17 protein-coding genes are annotated in these 16,798 nt (G+C 41.4%); 15 read left to right on the top strand and 2 right to left on the bottom strand.

The features are described 5' to 3' along the window. The first annotated feature begins 138 nt into the window (after positions 1–138). Together ACGHEH_RS00815 and ACGHEH_RS00810 are read left to right on the top strand one after the other, a co-directional pair. Positions 139–717 carry a hypothetical protein gene (locus ACGHEH_RS00815; protein ID WP_390440914.1) on the top strand — a complete coding sequence of 193 codons (579 nt, stop codon included), beginning with the start codon at positions 139–141 and terminating at the stop codon, positions 715–717. 53 nt (positions 718–770) lie between these two features. Then, positions 771–2,117: a transglycosylase SLT domain-containing protein gene (locus ACGHEH_RS00810; protein WP_390440911.1), complete on the top strand. Its 1,347-nt coding sequence runs from the start codon at positions 771–773 to the stop codon at positions 2,115–2,117. A gap of 57 nt (positions 2,118–2,174) precedes the next feature. Here the strand turns inward: ACGHEH_RS00810 and rne are convergent, their stop codons facing one another. Further along, positions 2,175–5,354: a ribonuclease E gene (gene rne, locus ACGHEH_RS00805; protein WP_390440908.1), complete on the bottom strand. Its 3,180-nt coding sequence runs from the start codon at positions 5,352–5,354 to the stop codon at positions 2,175–2,177. A 500-nt stretch (positions 5,355–5,854) separates the two neighbouring features. On the opposite strand from rne, the gene rluC reads away from it, so the two are divergent. Together rluC and ACGHEH_RS00795 are read left to right on the top strand one after the other, a co-directional pair. Continuing rightward, positions 5,855–6,808, top strand: coding sequence for a 23S rRNA pseudouridine(955/2504/2580) synthase RluC (rluC, locus tag ACGHEH_RS00800; RefSeq protein WP_390440906.1), 954 nt, complete (start codon positions 5,855–5,857; stop codon positions 6,806–6,808). Then, positions 6,808–7,479, top strand: coding sequence for an HAD-IA family hydrolase (locus tag ACGHEH_RS00795; RefSeq protein WP_390440904.1), 672 nt, complete (start codon positions 6,808–6,810; stop codon positions 7,477–7,479). The genes rluC and ACGHEH_RS00795 overlap by 1 nt, the downstream gene beginning before the upstream one ends. Here ACGHEH_RS00795 and ACGHEH_RS00790 read toward each other — a convergent pair. After that, positions 7,420–8,031, bottom strand: coding sequence for a Maf family protein (locus ACGHEH_RS00790; protein WP_390440902.1), 612 nt, complete (start codon positions 8,029–8,031; stop codon positions 7,420–7,422). The two genes, ACGHEH_RS00795 and ACGHEH_RS00790, sit on opposite strands and share 60 nt — an antisense overlap. Before the next feature lie 119 nt (positions 8,032–8,150). Between ACGHEH_RS00790 and yceD the strand changes: the two genes are divergently transcribed. The 11 genes from yceD to holB all read left to right on the top strand — a co-directional run bounded on the left by yceD (position 8,151) and on the right by holB (position 16,792). Then, positions 8,151–8,675, top strand: coding sequence for a 23S rRNA accumulation protein YceD (yceD, locus tag ACGHEH_RS00785; RefSeq protein ID WP_390440899.1), 525 nt, complete (start codon positions 8,151–8,153; stop codon positions 8,673–8,675). A gap of 10 nt (positions 8,676–8,685) precedes the next feature. After that, a complete protein-coding gene (gene rpmF, locus ACGHEH_RS00780; protein ID WP_058030134.1) occupies positions 8,686–8,856 on the top strand; it encodes a 50S ribosomal protein L32 in 171 nt (56 codons plus the stop codon). Between the two features lie 12 nt (positions 8,857–8,868). Continuing rightward, positions 8,869–9,924 (top strand): phosphate acyltransferase PlsX, encoded by a 1,056-nt coding sequence (gene plsX / locus ACGHEH_RS00775; RefSeq protein ID WP_390440897.1) that lies wholly within the window; start codon positions 8,869–8,871, stop codon positions 9,922–9,924. 43 nt (positions 9,925–9,967) lie between these two features. After that, positions 9,968–10,894 (top strand): ACP S-malonyltransferase, encoded by a 927-nt coding sequence (gene fabD, locus ACGHEH_RS00770; RefSeq protein ID WP_390440894.1) that lies wholly within the window; start codon positions 9,968–9,970, stop codon positions 10,892–10,894. 13 nt (positions 10,895–10,907) lie between these two features. After that, the gene (fabG, locus tag ACGHEH_RS00765) at positions 10,908–11,654 is read left to right on the top strand and encodes a 3-oxoacyl-ACP reductase FabG (protein WP_390440892.1); all 747 of its coding nucleotides are present in this window, start codon (positions 10,908–10,910) and stop codon (positions 11,652–11,654) included. A gap of 220 nt (positions 11,655–11,874) precedes the next feature. Then, positions 11,875–12,111, top strand: a complete 237-nt coding sequence (gene acpP / locus ACGHEH_RS00760; protein ID WP_058030130.1) for an acyl carrier protein — start codon at positions 11,875–11,877, stop codon at positions 12,109–12,111. An 86-nt stretch (positions 12,112–12,197) separates the two neighbouring features. Beyond that, positions 12,198–13,436 carry a beta-ketoacyl-ACP synthase II gene (fabF, locus tag ACGHEH_RS00755; protein ID WP_390440890.1) on the top strand — a complete coding sequence of 413 codons (1,239 nt, stop codon included), beginning with the start codon at positions 12,198–12,200 and terminating at the stop codon, positions 13,434–13,436. A 64-nt stretch (positions 13,437–13,500) separates the two neighbouring features. Next, positions 13,501–14,292, top strand: a complete 792-nt coding sequence (pabC, locus tag ACGHEH_RS00750; RefSeq protein WP_390440888.1) for an aminodeoxychorismate lyase — start codon at positions 13,501–13,503, stop codon at positions 14,290–14,292. Further along, positions 14,285–15,274, top strand: a complete 990-nt coding sequence (gene mltG / locus ACGHEH_RS00745) for an endolytic transglycosylase MltG (protein ID WP_390440886.1) — start codon at positions 14,285–14,287, stop codon at positions 15,272–15,274. The genes pabC and mltG overlap by 8 nt, the downstream gene beginning before the upstream one ends. Further along, positions 15,264–15,893 carry a dTMP kinase gene (gene tmk, locus ACGHEH_RS00740; RefSeq protein WP_390440883.1) on the top strand — a complete coding sequence of 210 codons (630 nt, stop codon included), beginning with the start codon at positions 15,264–15,266 and terminating at the stop codon, positions 15,891–15,893. Before mltG ends, tmk begins: the two co-directional genes overlap by 11 nt. After that, on the top strand, positions 15,893–16,792 hold the full coding sequence (holB, locus tag ACGHEH_RS00735; protein WP_390440881.1) for a DNA polymerase III subunit delta': 900 nt from the start codon (positions 15,893–15,895) through the stop codon (positions 16,790–16,792). Before tmk ends, holB begins: the two co-directional genes overlap by 1 nt. The last annotated feature ends 6 nt before the right edge of the window (positions 16,793–16,798 follow it).

Below are 16,798 nucleotides of genomic sequence, written 5' to 3'. Positions count from 1 at the left end.
TCAAGTAAGTTAAAGAAAAATAGTAATATTTAAAAGTGTAAAATTGTTAAAAGGTGTTTTTACACTTTATTACTGTTTAGCTTGATTAACTTTGCTACAGTAACTCTAACATTGCTCAAGGCTATAAAGGAAAACAAGATGAAAGTTAAACCACTAATTGCATCAGTGTTCATGGCAGGTATGCTATCAGCGTGTAGTTCAACGTCAGACAGCACGGCTTCTAGTTCTCGTGTAAATATACCAGATTGGGTTTTAAACCCTGTTGTGGAAAATGGTATTGCAGCTGCTGATTGTATTAAATACTCAGGAAATATCTCGATAGATCAAAAAATGGCAGTTGCTAATGCACGTTTGGCATTAGCGCAACAAATTGAGACACGTATCGAAGGCTTAGATAAAACGTTTGCTAATCGTGTTGATGCAAATGATAAAACAACTGTGGGCACAACTTTTAGTTCTGTCTCTAAGCAGTTAACCAAACAAACTTTACGTGGCTCTCGCGTAGTTAAAGCCGATATTGTTGATATTGCTGGCAAAGATTATTTTTGTGCATTAACGACTTTATCTCCTGAGTTAACAAAAACACTTTTCCAAGATTTAGTTAAAGAAACTAAGCAAAAAATCGACCCTCAAGATGAACAATTCTTATATCAAGAATTTAAAGCGTTCAAAGCAGAGCAAGATTTAGAAAAGGAAATTGCTAGATTAACAAACTAAAGCAATTCTAAGCGCATCATTCGATGCGCTTTTTTGTCATTGAGGACAAGTAAATGAAACGTCAATTAATGCTATTAGCAGCATCCCCCATTTTAGCACTGCAGGTGCAAGCCACGCCTACTACTCTTTATACTGAACTCGATAAAGCTATGCAGTCCTGGCAGGCAGAGCAAAAGCCCTCGCAAGAAAAAAACTTATCTGAATTCGAGGCATTTAAACAGCAGCACTTAAAAGATTTTAACCGCTATGTTGAAACGCAAATGGCGGAGTATGATAAGTTCAGGGATCAGCTTTTGAAATCTTGGGGCGATGCGCAAGTAACAAACCAAAATCAGTTTGTGAGTTATACTGAGGATGATTCAGCCAGGCTGAATGTCGACTTTGAGAATAATACACTCACTTTGAGTGTTAAGCATAATGCTGGTATCACACCTAAAAAACATGAAGTAGAGGCGTTATTTCAGCAATTCCTTCGTTCTGAACAAGCACTTTTACAAGAGTTTTATAACAGTCAGCCGTCATCTTTAGATGAGCGAGACTTTAAACGAGCAGACACCACAAAGATCGATAAAAAATCTCAAGCGAAAGCATTGAAGAAGGCTCTAGAAGAGATAAAGAAACAAACGCGTCTTCAACAACAAGCGCTTGATAAAAAGTATGACGAACAGCTTGTAAGTGAAAATGTAGATAAGCAGTCGCTCAAATCTTTAGAAAAAGATAAAGCAGGTTTAAAGCAGTTAGAACAAAAGCGTATGCTTAATCTCAAAAAGAGTGTGCCTGAAATTATCTCAGAGGCACCAAAGAACACGCTGATCACTGAATTTGTAATTACCTTACCTAAAAGCAATCAGGTATCACAGCGTGCGGAGAAATACCTTGAGCCGATACAAAAGCAAAGTGTAAGATTTGAATTACCTCCAGCAACGATATTGGCTGTGATGCATACCGAAAGCCATTTTAATCCAATGGCGAAGTCGCATATTCCTGCTTTCGGTTTAATGCAAGTTGTGCCCACAAGTGCAGGAATTGATGTGAATCGATTCTTGTATGATATTGACGCCCCTATGTCAGCGCCATATTTATACGTTTCTGATAATAATATAGAAGCGGGATCGGCTTACTTGCATTTACTAGATAAACGCTACTTAAAACATATCTCAGATCCTTTAAGTAGAAAGTACTGCATGATAGCGGCTTACAATACTGGAGCTGGTAATGTAGCGAGAGCTTTTAACAGCGATGGTTCTAGAAGTATTCGCAATGCCAGCAAAGTCATTAACTCTATGTCTCCTGAGCGTGTTTTAGATGTATTGAGCGCAAATTTGCCTTATGACGAAACTAGAAAGTACATTCATAAGGTGCTTGAGAAAGAAAAGCTATACGCAGTGGATAGGCTCTAGTTTTTAAAAGAAATAAAAAAGGCTGCATTTGCAGCCTTTTTTCGTCAGAAGTGATAATTAGTCAACTTGAGCAGGAGAGGCCATGTCGGCACTAGCTCTAGCCATAGGTGCTTTAGAGCCAGCAGACATACCTGAGTTATGGGTAGGTGTACGTTGTTCTAAAGGCATCGCAGATGGCATTTCAAATGTATCAATCTCATCACTGCTTTGTGCTTTCGTCATTGGCGCTGATGCATTGGCATGGAAACGAACGCGAGGTAGTGATGACAAAACGTTGACAGTTTTTGGAGCTTCAACTACTTTGATAGTTTCTTTTGCTTTAGGCGTTTCAACCACTTTAACTTCAGCTACTTCAACAGTTTCTTCTGCTTTAGGCGTTTCAACCACTTCAACTTCAGCTACTTCAACAGTTTCTTCTGCTTTAGATGCATCAGCTACTTCAACAGTTTCTTCTGCTTTAGATGCATCAGCTACTTCAACAGTTTCTTCTGCTTTAGGTGCATCAGCTACTTCAACAGTTTCTTTTGCTTTAGGTGCTTCAGCTACTTCAGCAGTTTCTTCTGTTTTGGGCACTTCAACTACTTCAGCAGTTTCTTCTGCTTTAGGCACTTCAACTACTTCAACAGTTTCTTCTGCTTTAGGCACTTCAACTACTTCAATAGTTTCTTCTGTTTTTTGCGTTTCAGCTACTACAACAGCTTTTTCTGTTAGAGGTGCTCCAGCTACTTCAACGGTGCTTTCTGCTTTAGGTGCTTCAACAACCTCTTCAGTTACCTTCTTAGCTTTAAGCTCTGCTTCGTACTCTGCTGCAGCTTGATCTGCTACAGGGATGAATGCAGGCTCTTGCTCTTTCTCAGAAGATTCAGGCTTTCTTCTACGCTGACCGGCTGCACGAAGGTGACGAGGAGAGCGACGAGAACGTGTTCTCGGTGCTTCTTCACCTTGCTCGACTGATTCAGTAGTCACTTCCGTTACTGGAGTTGCTTCTTCAGAAACAGCCTCTACAGGTTTATTTTCTGCTCGAACTGCTTTTTTAGGCTTCTCAGCACGCTTTGTTTCAGAACGTGCGGCTTTTTCATCACCCTGAGTTTTAACTTGAGTTTGCTCTTGAGAAATAGCTGTATTTTCAGACTCAGAAGCTTCAGCTGTATCGTTACTATCTAGATTTTCAATAGCCGCTTCTTGATCAGCAATACGTACTTTTTTGCGAAGGTTGCGACGTTGGCGTCTCGGTTTTACGCGAACTTCCGCATTTGCAGTATCTTCAGTATTAGTTTGTTGCTTTTCATCAGCTTCTTTATTAGAGCGATTGTCAGGACGACGACGCGTATTTTGACGACGGCGCTTATTGCGATTTTCCTGACCTTCTTTTTTCTCATTCTGGTCTTTGCTTTCAGAATTGTCTTTAGCTTGGACATCATCACGTTTTTTGTGATTGCGACGCTTCTGCTGATTGCGACGGCGATTATCATTATTGCGACGTGGTTTACGTTCTTGGTTTTTGTTCTCTGTTTCTTTCTTTTCAGGCTCTTCCTCTGATGAAAACAGACCTTTTAACCAATTACCTATGCGCGTTAGTAACCCTTCAGATTTAACTTCTTCTGATTTAGGTGTAGCTGCAGCCGGTTGAGGTGCGGGCGCTGGTGCAGAAGGCATAACAACACCCTTAAGTACCGGCTCTTCTTTAGGCGCTGTGTTAACTGCAACTTCGATTACTTCCGGCTCCGGTGTAACAATTTGCTCGTAACTTGCAGTCTCTGGTGTTTCATCTTTACGCAAACGAACCACTTCATAGTGAGGTGTTTCTAAATGCTGGTTTGGAATGATGAATACATTACAGTTATGACGTTTCTCGATACGATGAACAGACTTGCGCTTTTCATTTAGAAGATAAGCTGCTACAGCTACTGGCACTTGCGCATTGACTTGTGCAGTATTTTCTTTGATTGCTTCTTCTTCGATTAAACGGAGGATAGAGAGGGCGATAGATTCGTTCGAGCGAATAGTGCCTTGGCCACTACAGCGCGGGCATGAATGCTGGCTCGCTTCACCCAATGAAGGACGAAGACGCTGACGAGACATCTCAAGTAAACCAAAGCGTGAAATCTTACCAATTTGAACGCGTGCTCGGTCTGGACGTACAGCATCTTTTAGACGGTTTTCAACTTCGCGTTGATGACGTGGTGGAGTCATATCGATGAAATCGATAACAATTAGGCCACCTAAATCACGCAAACGTAATTGGCGTGCAATCTCATCAGCCGCTTCAAGGTTAGTATTTAAAGCAGTTTCTTCTATATCACCACCTTTGGTCGCTTTTGAAGAGTTGATGTCGATTGATGTTAGTGCTTCAGTTGGGTCAATAACAATTGAGCCACCAGAAGGTAAGCGTACTTCACGTTGGAACGCTGATTCGATTTGGCTTTCGATTTGGTAATGCGTGAATAGTGGTACGTCGTTTTGATAAAGCTTAACGCGGTTGATGAAGTCAGGACGGAAGCGCTCGATATGTGCTTTAGCTTCTTCAAAAACACGGGCTTTATCAATTAAAATTTCACCAATATCACGACGTAAATAATCACGGATCGCGCGGAAAATCACATTACTTTCTTGGTGGATTAAGAATGGTGCTTTACCACTGTCAGCAGCTTGTTGGATTGCACCCCAATGAACAAGAAGTGCTTTTAAATCGTACTCTAGTTCTTCAAATGATTTACCAACACCCGCAGTACGAACAATCAGTCCCATGCCTTTTGGTAAATCTAATCGGCTTAGCGCCTCTTTAAGTTGAATTCGCTCGTCACCTTCAATACGTCGAGAAATACCACCTGCACGAGGGTTGTTCGGCATTAGTACTAAGTAACTACCTGCAACACTGATGAATGTTGTTAAAGCAGCCCCTTTTTGGCCTCGCTCTTCTTTGTCTACCTGAACGATAACTTCTTGGCCTTCTTTGATCACATCTTTGATGTTAGGGCGGCCATTGAATGTGTAACCTTCTGGGAAGTAAGTTTTAGCGATTTCTTTTAGAGGAAGGAAACCGTGTCTCTCAGCACCATAATCAACAAATGCAGCTTCTAGAGATGGTTCGATTCGAGTGATTTTACCTTTGTAAATATTGGCTTTTTTCTGTTCGTGGCCAGGACTTTCAATATCTAAGTCATATAATTTCTGACCGTCAACCAGTGCGACGCGCATTTCTTCTTGCTGCGTAGCATTGATCAGCATACGTTTCATATTGTTAACTCTACTTTCAAATTAAGTCGAGTCTGATGTGCAAAGTGTGGACCTGACGAGTGCCCCATATTTAATGATGCAGTCTCACGACTGGGGTCAATGGAATGTTCTTACAACTTATTTTTTAAGCGCACGGTGACGGTTATCACTACCAGTTTATTCGCACGGTAAGGGCGCTTCTTAGTGAATAAGTTTAATCTCGTTTTTGGCTTTTACTTACGCAATCAGACATTTATTTCTATTTTTGCTTTCTTTTTTAATCATGCTTAGCCTTCACTGCAATCTGTTACGCGCATCGAAGTGAGCTAAAGGCACGTGTTATTCGGGTGACAAAAGCTTTGGAAATCCAAGCTGCTATCTGTATGATCGGCACCCATGATGTGCATCACGATTATTGTCTTTGCGATAAAAAGCAGTTTCGCAAAAAAATTGCGCGTCGATTATCCCATTAATAACGTCGTGATAGCAACTAAATTATTACTCAAATCAGTGATTAGGCAATGTCAGAAAAATCTCCTTTAAAAGTCAGCTTTGTAACCGTAACTGAAGATCAGCAAGGTCAGAGAATTGATAACTTCTTAGTGACCCATTTGAAGGGGGTGCCTAAGAGTGCAATTTATAAAATTCTTCGCAAGGGAGAGGTAAGGGTTAATAAAAAGCGTGTTAAGCCAGTTTATAAATTGCAAATTGACGACTTAATTCGTATTCCCCCTATTAAAGTGGCTGAGCGAGAAGAGTTTGTACCAAAAAATCTAGATAAAATATCAGCCCTAGAAGATGCTATTTTATTTGAAGATCAATATCTCATTGTGATCAATAAGCCTTCAGGTATGGCTGTGCATGGCGGCAGTGGCTTGAGTTATGGCTTAATTGAAGCGTTACGCGTTTTAAGGCCTCAAGAGAAAAACCTAGAGCTTGTGCATCGTTTAGATAGAGATACATCAGGTTGTCTTCTGATTTCAAAGAAACGTTCTATATTAAAAGGACTCCACGAGCAGCTCCGTGAAAAAACCATGGAGAAAAACTACTGGGCATTAGTAGTAGGTGAGTGGGCAGCGAAAATTAAAAATGTTACAGAACCTCTTCGCAAAAATACCTTACAGTCAGGTGAGCGAGTTGTACGAGTAGATGAGGAGCAAGGTAAAGCATCTCATACTCGTTTTAGAGTGCTTGAGCGTTTTGATGGTTGCACGTTGGTACAAGCATCGCCAGTGACAGGTCGTACTCACCAAATTCGTGTTCACACTCAATGTAAAGGCCATCCTATTGCGTGTGATGATAAGTATGGCGACCAAGTTTTCGATAGCCGTATGAGAGAAATGGGACTGAGCCGTTTATTCTTACATGCCCATGACCTTCGCTTTTTGCATCCGAAACATGAAACAACCATGCATATTGAGGCACCACTAGATAAAGCATTAAATAATGCTTTGAAAACATTAAGAGCAAAGTAATGCAGTTCAAGCTTGTTATTTTTGATTGGGATGGCACTTTAATGGATTCAGTGCCAAAAATTGTGAATGTTTTAAAACTTGCAGCCAAACAATGTGATGCGGCAATTCCGACGGATGATGCTGCTAAAGCTATTATCGGTTTATCTTTACCGACCGCGGTTGCAAAGCTGTTTCCAAACGATGAAGATAAGTGGGAAGCGTTAGCTCAAGCTTATAAAACGGTTTATAAAGAAGGGGATGATACGCCTACGCCTTTATTCACAGGAGCAAATGACTTATTAGATGCTTTAGCTGCGAGTCAGGTGCAACTGGCCGTTGCGACCGGTAAGTCTCGTACAGGGTTAAACCGCTTAATGGCTGAAACATCGACAGAAGAATACTTTGTTACCACTAAAACAGCTGATGAAGCACAGTCGAAGCCGAATCCTGATATGTTAAATCAAATTCTAGCAATGACAGGTGTGGCTGCTGAAGATGCCATTATGATTGGTGATTCATTATTAGATATCGAAATGGCCAAGCAAGCGGGTATTGCAGCGGTTGGATTGACCCATGGCGCAGCAACTCGAGCAGCGCTTGAAAAAACGCAAGCGCTGACAGTACTAGACAGCCTAACTGACTTGCATACTTTTCTGTTGGCTGAGCAACACATCGACGTCAAAACGAGCTAATAACTCGGTTAATCTAATTAATGGCAGCCCAATCAATGAATTTGGATCGCTGCCTTCTAATTTTTCAAACAAACAAATCCCCAAACCTTCGCTTTTAAAGCTGCCTGCACATTGATAGGGCGTTTCAGCATCACAATATGCTTCGATTTGTGCGAGAGTTAACTTCTTAAAATGAACGTTGAACGGTTCGACAAGGACTTCATATCGGTTCGTTGCTATATCGTATAGGCACAATCCAGTTAAAAATTTCACTTTATTACCACTAAAACTTTGCAGCTGTTTGATGGCATTTTCTTTTGTATGGGGTTTGCCAAGTATTTTTCCGTCGTGAACAGCTACTTGGTCTGAGCCAATCACCAAGCCTTCTTTGAATTTGTCATTGGCTGCTTTTGCTTTTAACACACTCAACCTAGACACTAATTTGTCAGGCGACTCATCGCATAAATGACTTTCATCAACATCAGGTGAAAATGATGAGAAAGGAAGGTTTAATTTTTTTAAAATTTGCTGCCTAAATGGCGAGCTTGACGCTAAAATAAGAGGAGTTTTCATAAACACTTAGTTGTCAAAATACCAATAGCGCTAGAATAGGGCGCAATAGAGCGAAAAACAAAGGAAACTTTGATTTTTATTTTGACTAAAACATTAACTATCTATATGATGCAGCCCCTATGCAAAAGGTGAAAATTCCCATCACTCTTGATCCTTGCAGAGCCGCACAACGCAGACTCAGTTATGACGGCGTTGTTCAGCTCGAAGAACTTTCTCGTTTAGAGCAAGTTGTGCAAGATCAAACTGGTGAAATAGCGGTAGACATTCATTGCAGTAATGATGAACAAGGGTTGGTTGTAATTCGCGGTTCTTTCCGTGCACATCTAACCGTTATTTGTCAGCGTTGTAATGGAGATTTAGGGTTGGATTTGGAACATGACTTTGCTTATTCACCGGTTAAATCGGGTGATGAGTCGGACCATCTTCCTGATTGCTACGATGTGGTTGAACTGGATGAAGAAGGTGAAATAAATCTTCGTCAACTTATAGAAGACGAGCTTATTTTAGCGATTCCTATAGTACCAACACACGACGAAGCATCTTGCGCTTATTCCGAAGAGCCTGCGAGCTTTGGTGAAGTAGTTGCAACAGAGAGCAAACCAAATCCATTTGAAATTTTAAAACAACTTAAGAAAAATTCTTAGGAGAAGGCTAATGGCTGTACAAAAAAGCAAAAAGTCTCGCGCAAGACGTGGCATGCGCCGTTCACACGACGCAATCAGTGGACCAGCTCTAACTGTAGATCAGGTTTCTGGTGAGACTCATCTTCGTCACCACGTGACTGCTGATGGTTACTACAAAGGCGAAAAAGTAATTTCTAAATAAGAGATTGCTTTTATGCTGACTCATCTAACCATTGCGTTAGATATGATGGGGGGCGATTACGGCCCCCGTTCATCTATTCCAGCCGCCATTTCTGCGGTAAATAAGTTCCCCAATCTTACATTGCTCCTTTGTGGCGATGAAAAATGCATTTCTGATGCTTTAAGAAAACATAAAGCAGACAAACACCCTAGATTGATAATTAAGCACTGTAGTGAAGTCGTTTCTAATAATTGTGAACCTGCGCAAGCACTTCGAAACAAGAAAGATTCTTCAATGCGTATCGCTTTAGATTTAGTAAAAAACAAACAAGCACAAGCATGCGTAAGTTCAGGTAATACTGGTGCACTGTTACTGATTGCACACTTTGTGTTAAAAATGCTTCCTGGCATTAAACGACCTGCTCTCATTTCTGCTGTACCTACAGAAAAAAAACAACCTGTTTATTTACTTGATCTTGGTGCAAACGTGCATTGTGATGCACAGACATTGTTTCAGTTTGGTATTATGGGCAGCATTGTTGCTGGCGAGACCTGTAAAGGTGAACGGCCAAAAGTATGTTTACTTAATATTGGCTCTGAAGACATTAAAGGCAATGACACAATTAAAGAAGCCGCGAATATAATGAAGGCAACGCCTTATCTTAACTACACAGGGTTTTGTGAAGGCAGTGATATGTTTTCCGGTAAGGCCGATGTTGTTGTTTGTGAGGGTTTTGTGGGTAATGTTGCTCTAAAAACATGTGAAGGTATTGCTAAACTTATTATGCATAAGTTTACAAAAGCGTTGAAAAAACGTTTTTTCTATCGATTATTAGCCGTATTGCTCAGTCCAATCATAAAAAAACTCTACAGAAGGGTGAACCCCGACCAGTATAACGGTGCAAGTCTGGTAGGATTGCGTGGTATTGTTGTGAAAAGTCACGGAAATGCTTCGAACAAGGCGTTTCTTGCTGCAATCGAAGAAGCTATCAGAGAAGTTGAAAAACAGGTTCCTGAAAAAATAGAAGCGACCTTCGAACAAATTGCATTAGATGAAGAACACTCGCCATCGTCCCTCGAAAATCACTGACTAGGGGTGAGGGTGGCATAACTATTATTATAAAGAGCATTATATGTCACAGAAAATTGCACTTTTATTCCCAGGTCAAGGCTCACAAGCAGTTGGTATGCTTGCAGAGTTACTTGAATCATCAGAAATTGTAAAAGCAACATTTGCAGAAGCATCAGAAGCGCTGGGTTATGACTTAGCAAATCTCGTTGTTAACGGTCCAGCTGAAGAACTAAATCAAACTCATCGCACACAACCTGCATTACTAACTGCGAGCGTTGCTGTTTACCGTGAATGGTTAGCAAGCAATGCAGAAGTTGAGACTGTTCTAGCTGGTCACAGCCTAGGTGAGTACTCAGCTTTGGTGTGTGCAGGTGTAGTAAGTCTTGCTGAAGCCGTAAAATTGGTTGAGAAACGTGGTCTTTACATGCAAGAAGCTGTACCTGCTGGTGTAGGTTCAATGGCTGCAATTATCGGTCTTGATGATGACAAGATCCAAGCAATTTGTGCTGAGCTTTCGGGTGAGCAAGTTGTTGCGCCAGTTAACTATAACTCTCCTGGTCAGGTTGTTATCGCAGGTCACAAAGAAGCGGTAGAAAAAGCGTCTGAAGCCTGTAAAGAAGCGGGCGCAAAACGCGCACTTCCATTAGCGGTAAGCGTGCCTTCTCACTGTGAGTTAATGAAGCCTGCGGCAGAGAAGCTTGCTGCTGATTTAGAAGCACTTGCATTCAATGCTCCGAAATCAAACGTGATCAACAACGTTGATGTTGCCATTGAAACTGAAGCGGCAGCGATTAAAGATGCGCTAGTACGTCAGCTTTATAGCCCTGTTCGTTGGACTGAAACAGTTCAAGAACTTGCAAAGCTTGGAATTACACAAAGTTATGAATTCGGCCCAGGTAAAGTACTGAGTGGCTTAGTTAAACGAATTGATAAGTCAATTGCATGTGCATCTGTAAATGATGCAGCAGCAATTGAATCTGCTAAATAAGAAGAGATAAATAATGAGCAATCTATTTTCATTAGAAGGTAAAATTGTTTTAGTAACAGGTGCGAGCCGTGGTATCGGTAAATCTGTTGCTAATGCATTAGTAGCACAAGGTGCGATTGTTGCTGGTACTGCGACGAGCGATTCTGGTGCTGAAAAAATTAGTGAATATTTAGGCGAAAACGGCAAAGGTTACGCGCTAAACGTGACGGATGCTGATTCAATCACAGCAACGTTAGCGGCAATTAAAGCTGATTTTGGTGATATTGACGTGCTAGTTAATAACGCTGGCATCACTCGTGATAACCTACTTATGCGTATGAAAGACGATGAGTGGAACGATATCATCGATACCAACTTAAGCTCTATCTACCGTCTTTCTAAAGCGGTTCTTCGTCCTATGATGAAGAAAAAAGCGGGCCGTATAATCAACATTGGTTCTGTTGTGGGCACAATGGGTAATGCAGGTCAAGCAAACTATGCAGCTGCAAAAGCGGGTGTAATTGGTTTTTCTAAATCTTTGGCACGTGAAGTGGCTTCTCGCGGTATAACAGTGAACGTTATTGCACCAGGTTTCATTCAAACTGACATGACTGACGAGTTAACTGACGAGCAAAAAGCAGCAACGCTTGCTAACGTGCCAGCAGGTCGTTTGGGTCAGCCTGAAGAGATCGCTGCAGCAGTATGTTATTTAGCGTCTGATGCGGCTGCGTACGTATCTGGTGAGACTTTGCACGTAAATGGTGCGATGTACATGGTTTAATTGCTGTAGATCATAAAAAAGATTCAATTAATTTTTTGTGATCTTGCTGCAATCTTACTTGAAATTGCTATTAAAATAAGCGATAAAAGTATAAATTAATTTATAACAGGTTTGACCAGATCAAAATATCTGAGCAAATCCTTGAAACCCAGAATTATGCGCCGTACACTACGCCGCAATCTGAAAATAACGCAAATGCGTTTTAATAAAGGAAAGAAGAATGAGCGATATCCAAGAACGCGTAACGAAAATCATTGTTGAGCAACTAGGTGTTAAAGAAGAAGAAGTTAAAAACGAAGCGTCTTTTGTGGACGACTTAGGTGCTGACTCTCTAGACACTGTTGAGCTAGTAATGGCTCTAGAAGAAGAATTCGACACTGAGATCCCTGACGAAGAAGCAGAGAAAATCACTACTGTTCAAGCAGCGATCGACTACGTTACTGCTCACGCTGAGTAATCAAACGTATCACTTGGGGCAGCATTCGCTGCCCTTAGTCTTTTCTACCCCCTCATAAAAATAATCAATCCCTTTTGGAGGAAACCGTGGCTAAACGTCGAGTCGTAGTAACTGGCTTAGGTATGTTGACGCCGCTAGGTAATGATGTTGCATCAACCTGGCAAGGCTTACTAGAAGGCCAAAGTGGCATTTCTAACATCACGCACTTTGATACCACAAATTTTGGAACTAAATTCGCAGGTCTGATCAATGACTTTGATGTCACTGAGTACATGCCGAAGAAAGAAGCCAAAAAAATGGACTTGTTTATCCAATATGGTGTTGCAGCAGGGGTTCAAGCTTTAAAAGACTCTGGTCTTGAAATCACTGACGAAAATGCAGCACGTGTAGGTGTAGCTGTAGGTTCAGGTATCGGTGGTTTAACATTAATCGAAGAAAACCATGTAAAACTACTTAATAGTGGCCCACGTAAGCTGTCACCGTTTTATGTGCCTTCGACAATTATCAATATGATCTCAGGTCACTTGTCTATCATGCACGGCTTGAGAGGTCCAAATATTTCAATCGTTACTGCTTGTACAACTGGTTTGCATAACATCGGTCATGCTGCCCGCATGGTTGCTTATGGTGATGCAGATGCGATGGTTGCAGGCGGTGCGGAAAAAGCATCTACGCCAATTGGTATGGGTGGTTTCAGTGCAGCACGTGCACTTTCAACACGTAATGATGATCCACAAGCTGCTTCTCGTCCTTGGGACAAAGACCGTGATGGTTTTGTACTTGCAGATGGTGCGGGCGTGATGGTACTTGAAGAGTACGAACATGCAAAAGCACGCGGCGCAAAAATTTATGCTGAGCTAGTTGGCTTTGGTATGAGTGGCGATGCATTCCACATGACGTCACCACCTGAAGATGGTTCAGGTGCGGCGCTTGCGATGGAAAATGCTCTTAAAGACGCGACTGTAAACGCAGAAGAAGTGGGCTATATCAACGCACACGGTACTTCAACGCATGCGGGCGACAAAGCTGAAACGCAAGCGGTTAAGTCTATCTTCGGTGCTGCTGCTGATAAAGTGATGGTTGGTTCATCTAAATCAATGATGGGTCACCTACTTGGCGCTGCAGGCTCTGTTGAGTCAATTATCACAGCGCTATCTTTGCACGACCAAAAAGTATCACCGACCATTAACCTAGATAATCCAGATGAAGGGTGTGATCTAGATTATATTGCTCACACAGGTCGTGACGCAAAACTTGAGTATGCTTTATGTAACTCATTCGGTTTTGGTGGAACCAATGGCTCGTTGCTATTTAAAAAGGTATAATCCTTAGATACGGCGACAAACTATTAAAGAAAGCCTGGCGATGCCGGGCTTTTTTGTGATTAAAATGAGCTTAAAAATAACAACCACAATCACACCTCAAGACCGCGGCTTCCAATATGGCGATGGCTTTTTTACCACCGCAGCCATTAAATCAGGCAAAGTCCAACACTGGGATTTTCATCTCACACGCCTGCAATCATGTGCCAAAGCACTCCACTTTCCAAAAATTGATTGGCAACTGGTGCAATCTGAGTGTGAAAAGCAAGTGATAGAGCATGAATTAGCCGTATTAAAAATGGTTATCACCAGAGGTGAAGGAGGTCGTGGTTATCAAGCCCCTGATGAGCCAAGTCTCAATGTTATTGTATCCGTACTTCCTTTTCCCACACATTATGCTGATTGGCAAGCTCAGGGGATCAATGTAAGTACTTCAAACGTAAAACTTGGTCATCAGCCATTGTTGGCGGGCTTAAAAACCTTGAATAGACTTGAACAAGTGCTGATCAAACAAGATGCTAAGCGGTTTACTGATAGCCATGATGTGATAGTGTTAGACATTCATAATCAAGTGATTGAAACATCAGCTGGAAACTTGATTGGTTTTAAAAATGGTGAGTTTTTTACGCCAAAATTGTCCAAGGCAGGAATAAAAGGTGTTTACTTAAGTGTATTACAGCAAGTAAATACCATTACTGAAGTTGAAGAAAGTATCGGTTTTTGGACTGACATGGAGGCGTTGTTCACTTGTAATAGTTTGATGGAGTTAGTGCCAATTATTCAATTAGATACAAAACAGTTTGAGCTTGAAGTAGCCTTAATCGTCAAACAGAGTTTAATGAGTTCCTTACATGCTTAAGAAGATAACCGCAGTCTTTGTGCTCTTGATGTTATTCGCTGCCATATTCATTCAACAGCAAATAACACACTTTAAGCAGTTACAGTTGACAAACATCCCTGAGTTGTTCGAAGTGAAACGTGGTAAAGGTGTTCATCGACTTTGTAATGAGTGGTTAGCGAAAGGTAATATTGATTCGTGTTTTGCACTGCAAGTATATGCCAAGTTATATCCTGCCAATACCTCGCTAAAACCAGGCTTATATGAGTTACAAAATTTAACTGTGTTAGAGGCCATAGACAAAATTCACCGAGGTCAGCAAAAACAGTTTAGTTTTACCGTGATCGAAGGTGACACTTTAAAAATGGTCCTCAATAAGCTCAAATCGGCTGATTTCATCAATTACAATATTGAAGAGACTAAGCTTTCAGAGCAATTAGAAGTGACTAACTATGCGGAAGGTTGGTTGCTACCCGAAACTTATTTTTATCATGCAAACGACAGCGCATTGTCGATTGTGAAACGCGCAAATGACGCAATGAAAAAAGAACTTACGCAAGTATGGGAAGATAGAATGGCTAATTTGCCGCTGCAAAATGCCTATGAAGCCCTTATATTGGCATCGATCATTGAGAAAGAAACGGGTTATGCTGGGGAGCGCAAAAAAATCGCTTCAGTGTTCATTAACCGACTCAATAAGAAAATGCGTTTGCAAACTGATCCTACAGTAATTTATGGATTGGGAGAACGCTTTGATGGTGACATTAAACGCAAAGATTTAAAAGAGCATACGCCTTATAATACATATAGAATAAATGGTTTGCCGCCAACACCCATTGCCATGCCATCGAAAGAGGCAATCATTGCGGCGACGCAACCTGATACAACTGATTACTATTATTTTGTTGCCAAAGGCAATGGCCAGCATCTGTTTTCTAAAAACTTAACGGATCATAATAAAGCCGTAAGACAGTATATTTTAAAGAGAAGTAATGACAGCTAAATTTATTGTGATTGAAGGCCTTGAAGGGGCTGGTAAATCAACAGCAATGCAAATTTGCCAACAGTTTCTTGCAGACAAGCAAATTGACTTTATTAACACCCGAGAGCCGGGTGGCACGCCAATGGCTGAAGCACTTCGAACGCTCGTTAAAAACCAGTATGAAGAAGAAGTGGCAGGTGAAACTGAGCTACTTATTATGTATGCTGCACGTGCGCAGTTACTACATAATGTGATCAGACCTAGCCTTGCTGCCAACAAGTGGGTATTGGGTGACAGACATGACATGTCTTCGCAAGCTTACCAAGGTGGTGGTAGAGGTTTATCTCAAGCAATATTGAATAGTCTTTCTGATATTGTGCTACAAGGTTTAAAACCCGATCTGACTTTATATCTGGACATTTCACCAGAGATGGGTTTATCGCGCGCACGTGGACGCGGAGAATTAGACAGAATTGAGTTAGAGGCGATTGAGTTTTTCGAGAAAACTCGCGCACGTTATTTGGCATTAGCTGAATCGGATGAGAACTGCGTGGTCATAAACGCAGAGCAAGCGATGGATAAAGTGCACGCTGACATTCTGACGGCACTAGAAAACTTTTATCAGCAGGTTAATCTCTGATGATGCCTTGGTTAGAGCGTCCTTGGCAACAGCTCAATACGAGCTTTAAAGCGGGTCGCTTTCATCATGCTCAGTTATTTGCAGGGTTGCAAGGAGTAGGCAAGTTAGCATTAGCACAGGGTCTAGCTGATGCCATCTTGTGTGAAAATACTTCAGAGCTTTTGGCATGTGGTCAGTGTAAAAGTTGTGCTTTAATATCAGCGCAAACTCACCCTGATAAACTGCTTGTTAGTTCTGAGGGGGCGACCATAGGTGTCGATGAAATAAGAGCAATCGCCGATTTCATCTATCATTCAGCGCAGCAAGGTGGCAACAAAGTGGTTATTGTTCACCAAGCGCATAAAATGACGCATTCAGCGGCTAATGCACTGCTAAAAACCCTTGAAGAGCCAAACGCAAAACGCTTTTTAATTTTAACTTGTGATGATGTCGCGCAATTGCCAGCGACGATTGTTAGTCGCTGTGCAAAGAGCAATATAGCGCTTCAATCCGAGCAGCAAGTTAGGGCTTGGTTGACGCAGCAATTAGGTGATTACGGTGAACTGCCATGGATTAACTTGTTTATATCACAACCTTTGAAAATTAAGCATTGGTTTGAAACGGGTCAAGTTGAACAAATTAACCAATTATTCCGTAGTATTGAAACACTCAATCATACTGCTGATGTGTCGCAATGTGTTGAATTATTGGTAAAATCGCCAGAATTGGTCAATGAAATGGGGCGCTTTGTTCAAAGGCGAATAAAGCAAGCTTTATACAATGGTGCTGACTTCTCGAAAATGACAGTCACACAACAGGCTTTGGCTGACTTTATAAAGGATCATCAACAGATCCCAGGCTTGAATTTACAATTAGCCTTGCTTAAGTTATTTACAGCGCTAAAACAGGCTTTGCAGTAGGGGAGC

The sequence above is a fragment of the Pseudoalteromonas sp. MTN2-4 genome (assembly GCF_042848605.1).
GTDB lineage: Bacteria > Pseudomonadota > Gammaproteobacteria > Enterobacterales > Alteromonadaceae > Pseudoalteromonas.
Note: the sequence above shows the minus strand (reverse complement) of the source record. Positions and strands in the feature narration are given on the sequence as shown.

Bases quoted from the DNA above. Each gene is read 5' to 3' on its own strand.
- holB (WP_390440881.1), top strand. From the start codon at position 15,893: ATGATGCCTTGGTTAGAGCGTCCTTGGCAACAGCTCAATACGAGCTTT.
- ACGHEH_RS00790 (WP_390440902.1), bottom strand. From the start codon at position 8,031: ATGAAAACTCCTCTTATTTTAGCGTCAAGCTCGCCATTTAGGCAGCAA.
- ACGHEH_RS00795 (WP_390440904.1), top strand. From the start codon at position 6,808: ATGCAGTTCAAGCTTGTTATTTTTGATTGGGATGGCACTTTAATGGAT.
- pabC (WP_390440888.1), top strand. From the start codon at position 13,501: ATGAGCTTAAAAATAACAACCACAATCACACCTCAAGACCGCGGCTTC.
- ACGHEH_RS00815 (WP_390440914.1), top strand. From the start codon at position 139: ATGAAAGTTAAACCACTAATTGCATCAGTGTTCATGGCAGGTATGCTA.
- plsX (WP_390440897.1), top strand. From the start codon at position 8,869: ATGCTGACTCATCTAACCATTGCGTTAGATATGATGGGGGGCGATTAC.
- yceD (WP_390440899.1), top strand. From the start codon at position 8,151: ATGCAAAAGGTGAAAATTCCCATCACTCTTGATCCTTGCAGAGCCGCA.
- tmk (WP_390440883.1), top strand. From the start codon at position 15,264: ATGACAGCTAAATTTATTGTGATTGAAGGCCTTGAAGGGGCTGGTAAA.
- mltG (WP_390440886.1), top strand. From the start codon at position 14,285: ATGCTTAAGAAGATAACCGCAGTCTTTGTGCTCTTGATGTTATTCGCT.
- rne (WP_390440908.1), bottom strand. From the start codon at position 5,354: ATGAAACGTATGCTGATCAATGCTACGCAGCAAGAAGAAATGCGCGTC.
- fabG (WP_390440892.1), top strand. From the start codon at position 10,908: ATGAGCAATCTATTTTCATTAGAAGGTAAAATTGTTTTAGTAACAGGT.
- rluC (WP_390440906.1), top strand. From the start codon at position 5,855: ATGTCAGAAAAATCTCCTTTAAAAGTCAGCTTTGTAACCGTAACTGAA.
- rpmF (WP_058030134.1), top strand. From the start codon at position 8,686: ATGGCTGTACAAAAAAGCAAAAAGTCTCGCGCAAGACGTGGCATGCGC.
- fabD (WP_390440894.1), top strand. From the start codon at position 9,968: ATGTCACAGAAAATTGCACTTTTATTCCCAGGTCAAGGCTCACAAGCA.
- ACGHEH_RS00810 (WP_390440911.1), top strand. From the start codon at position 771: ATGAAACGTCAATTAATGCTATTAGCAGCATCCCCCATTTTAGCACTG.
- acpP (WP_058030130.1), top strand. From the start codon at position 11,875: ATGAGCGATATCCAAGAACGCGTAACGAAAATCATTGTTGAGCAACTA.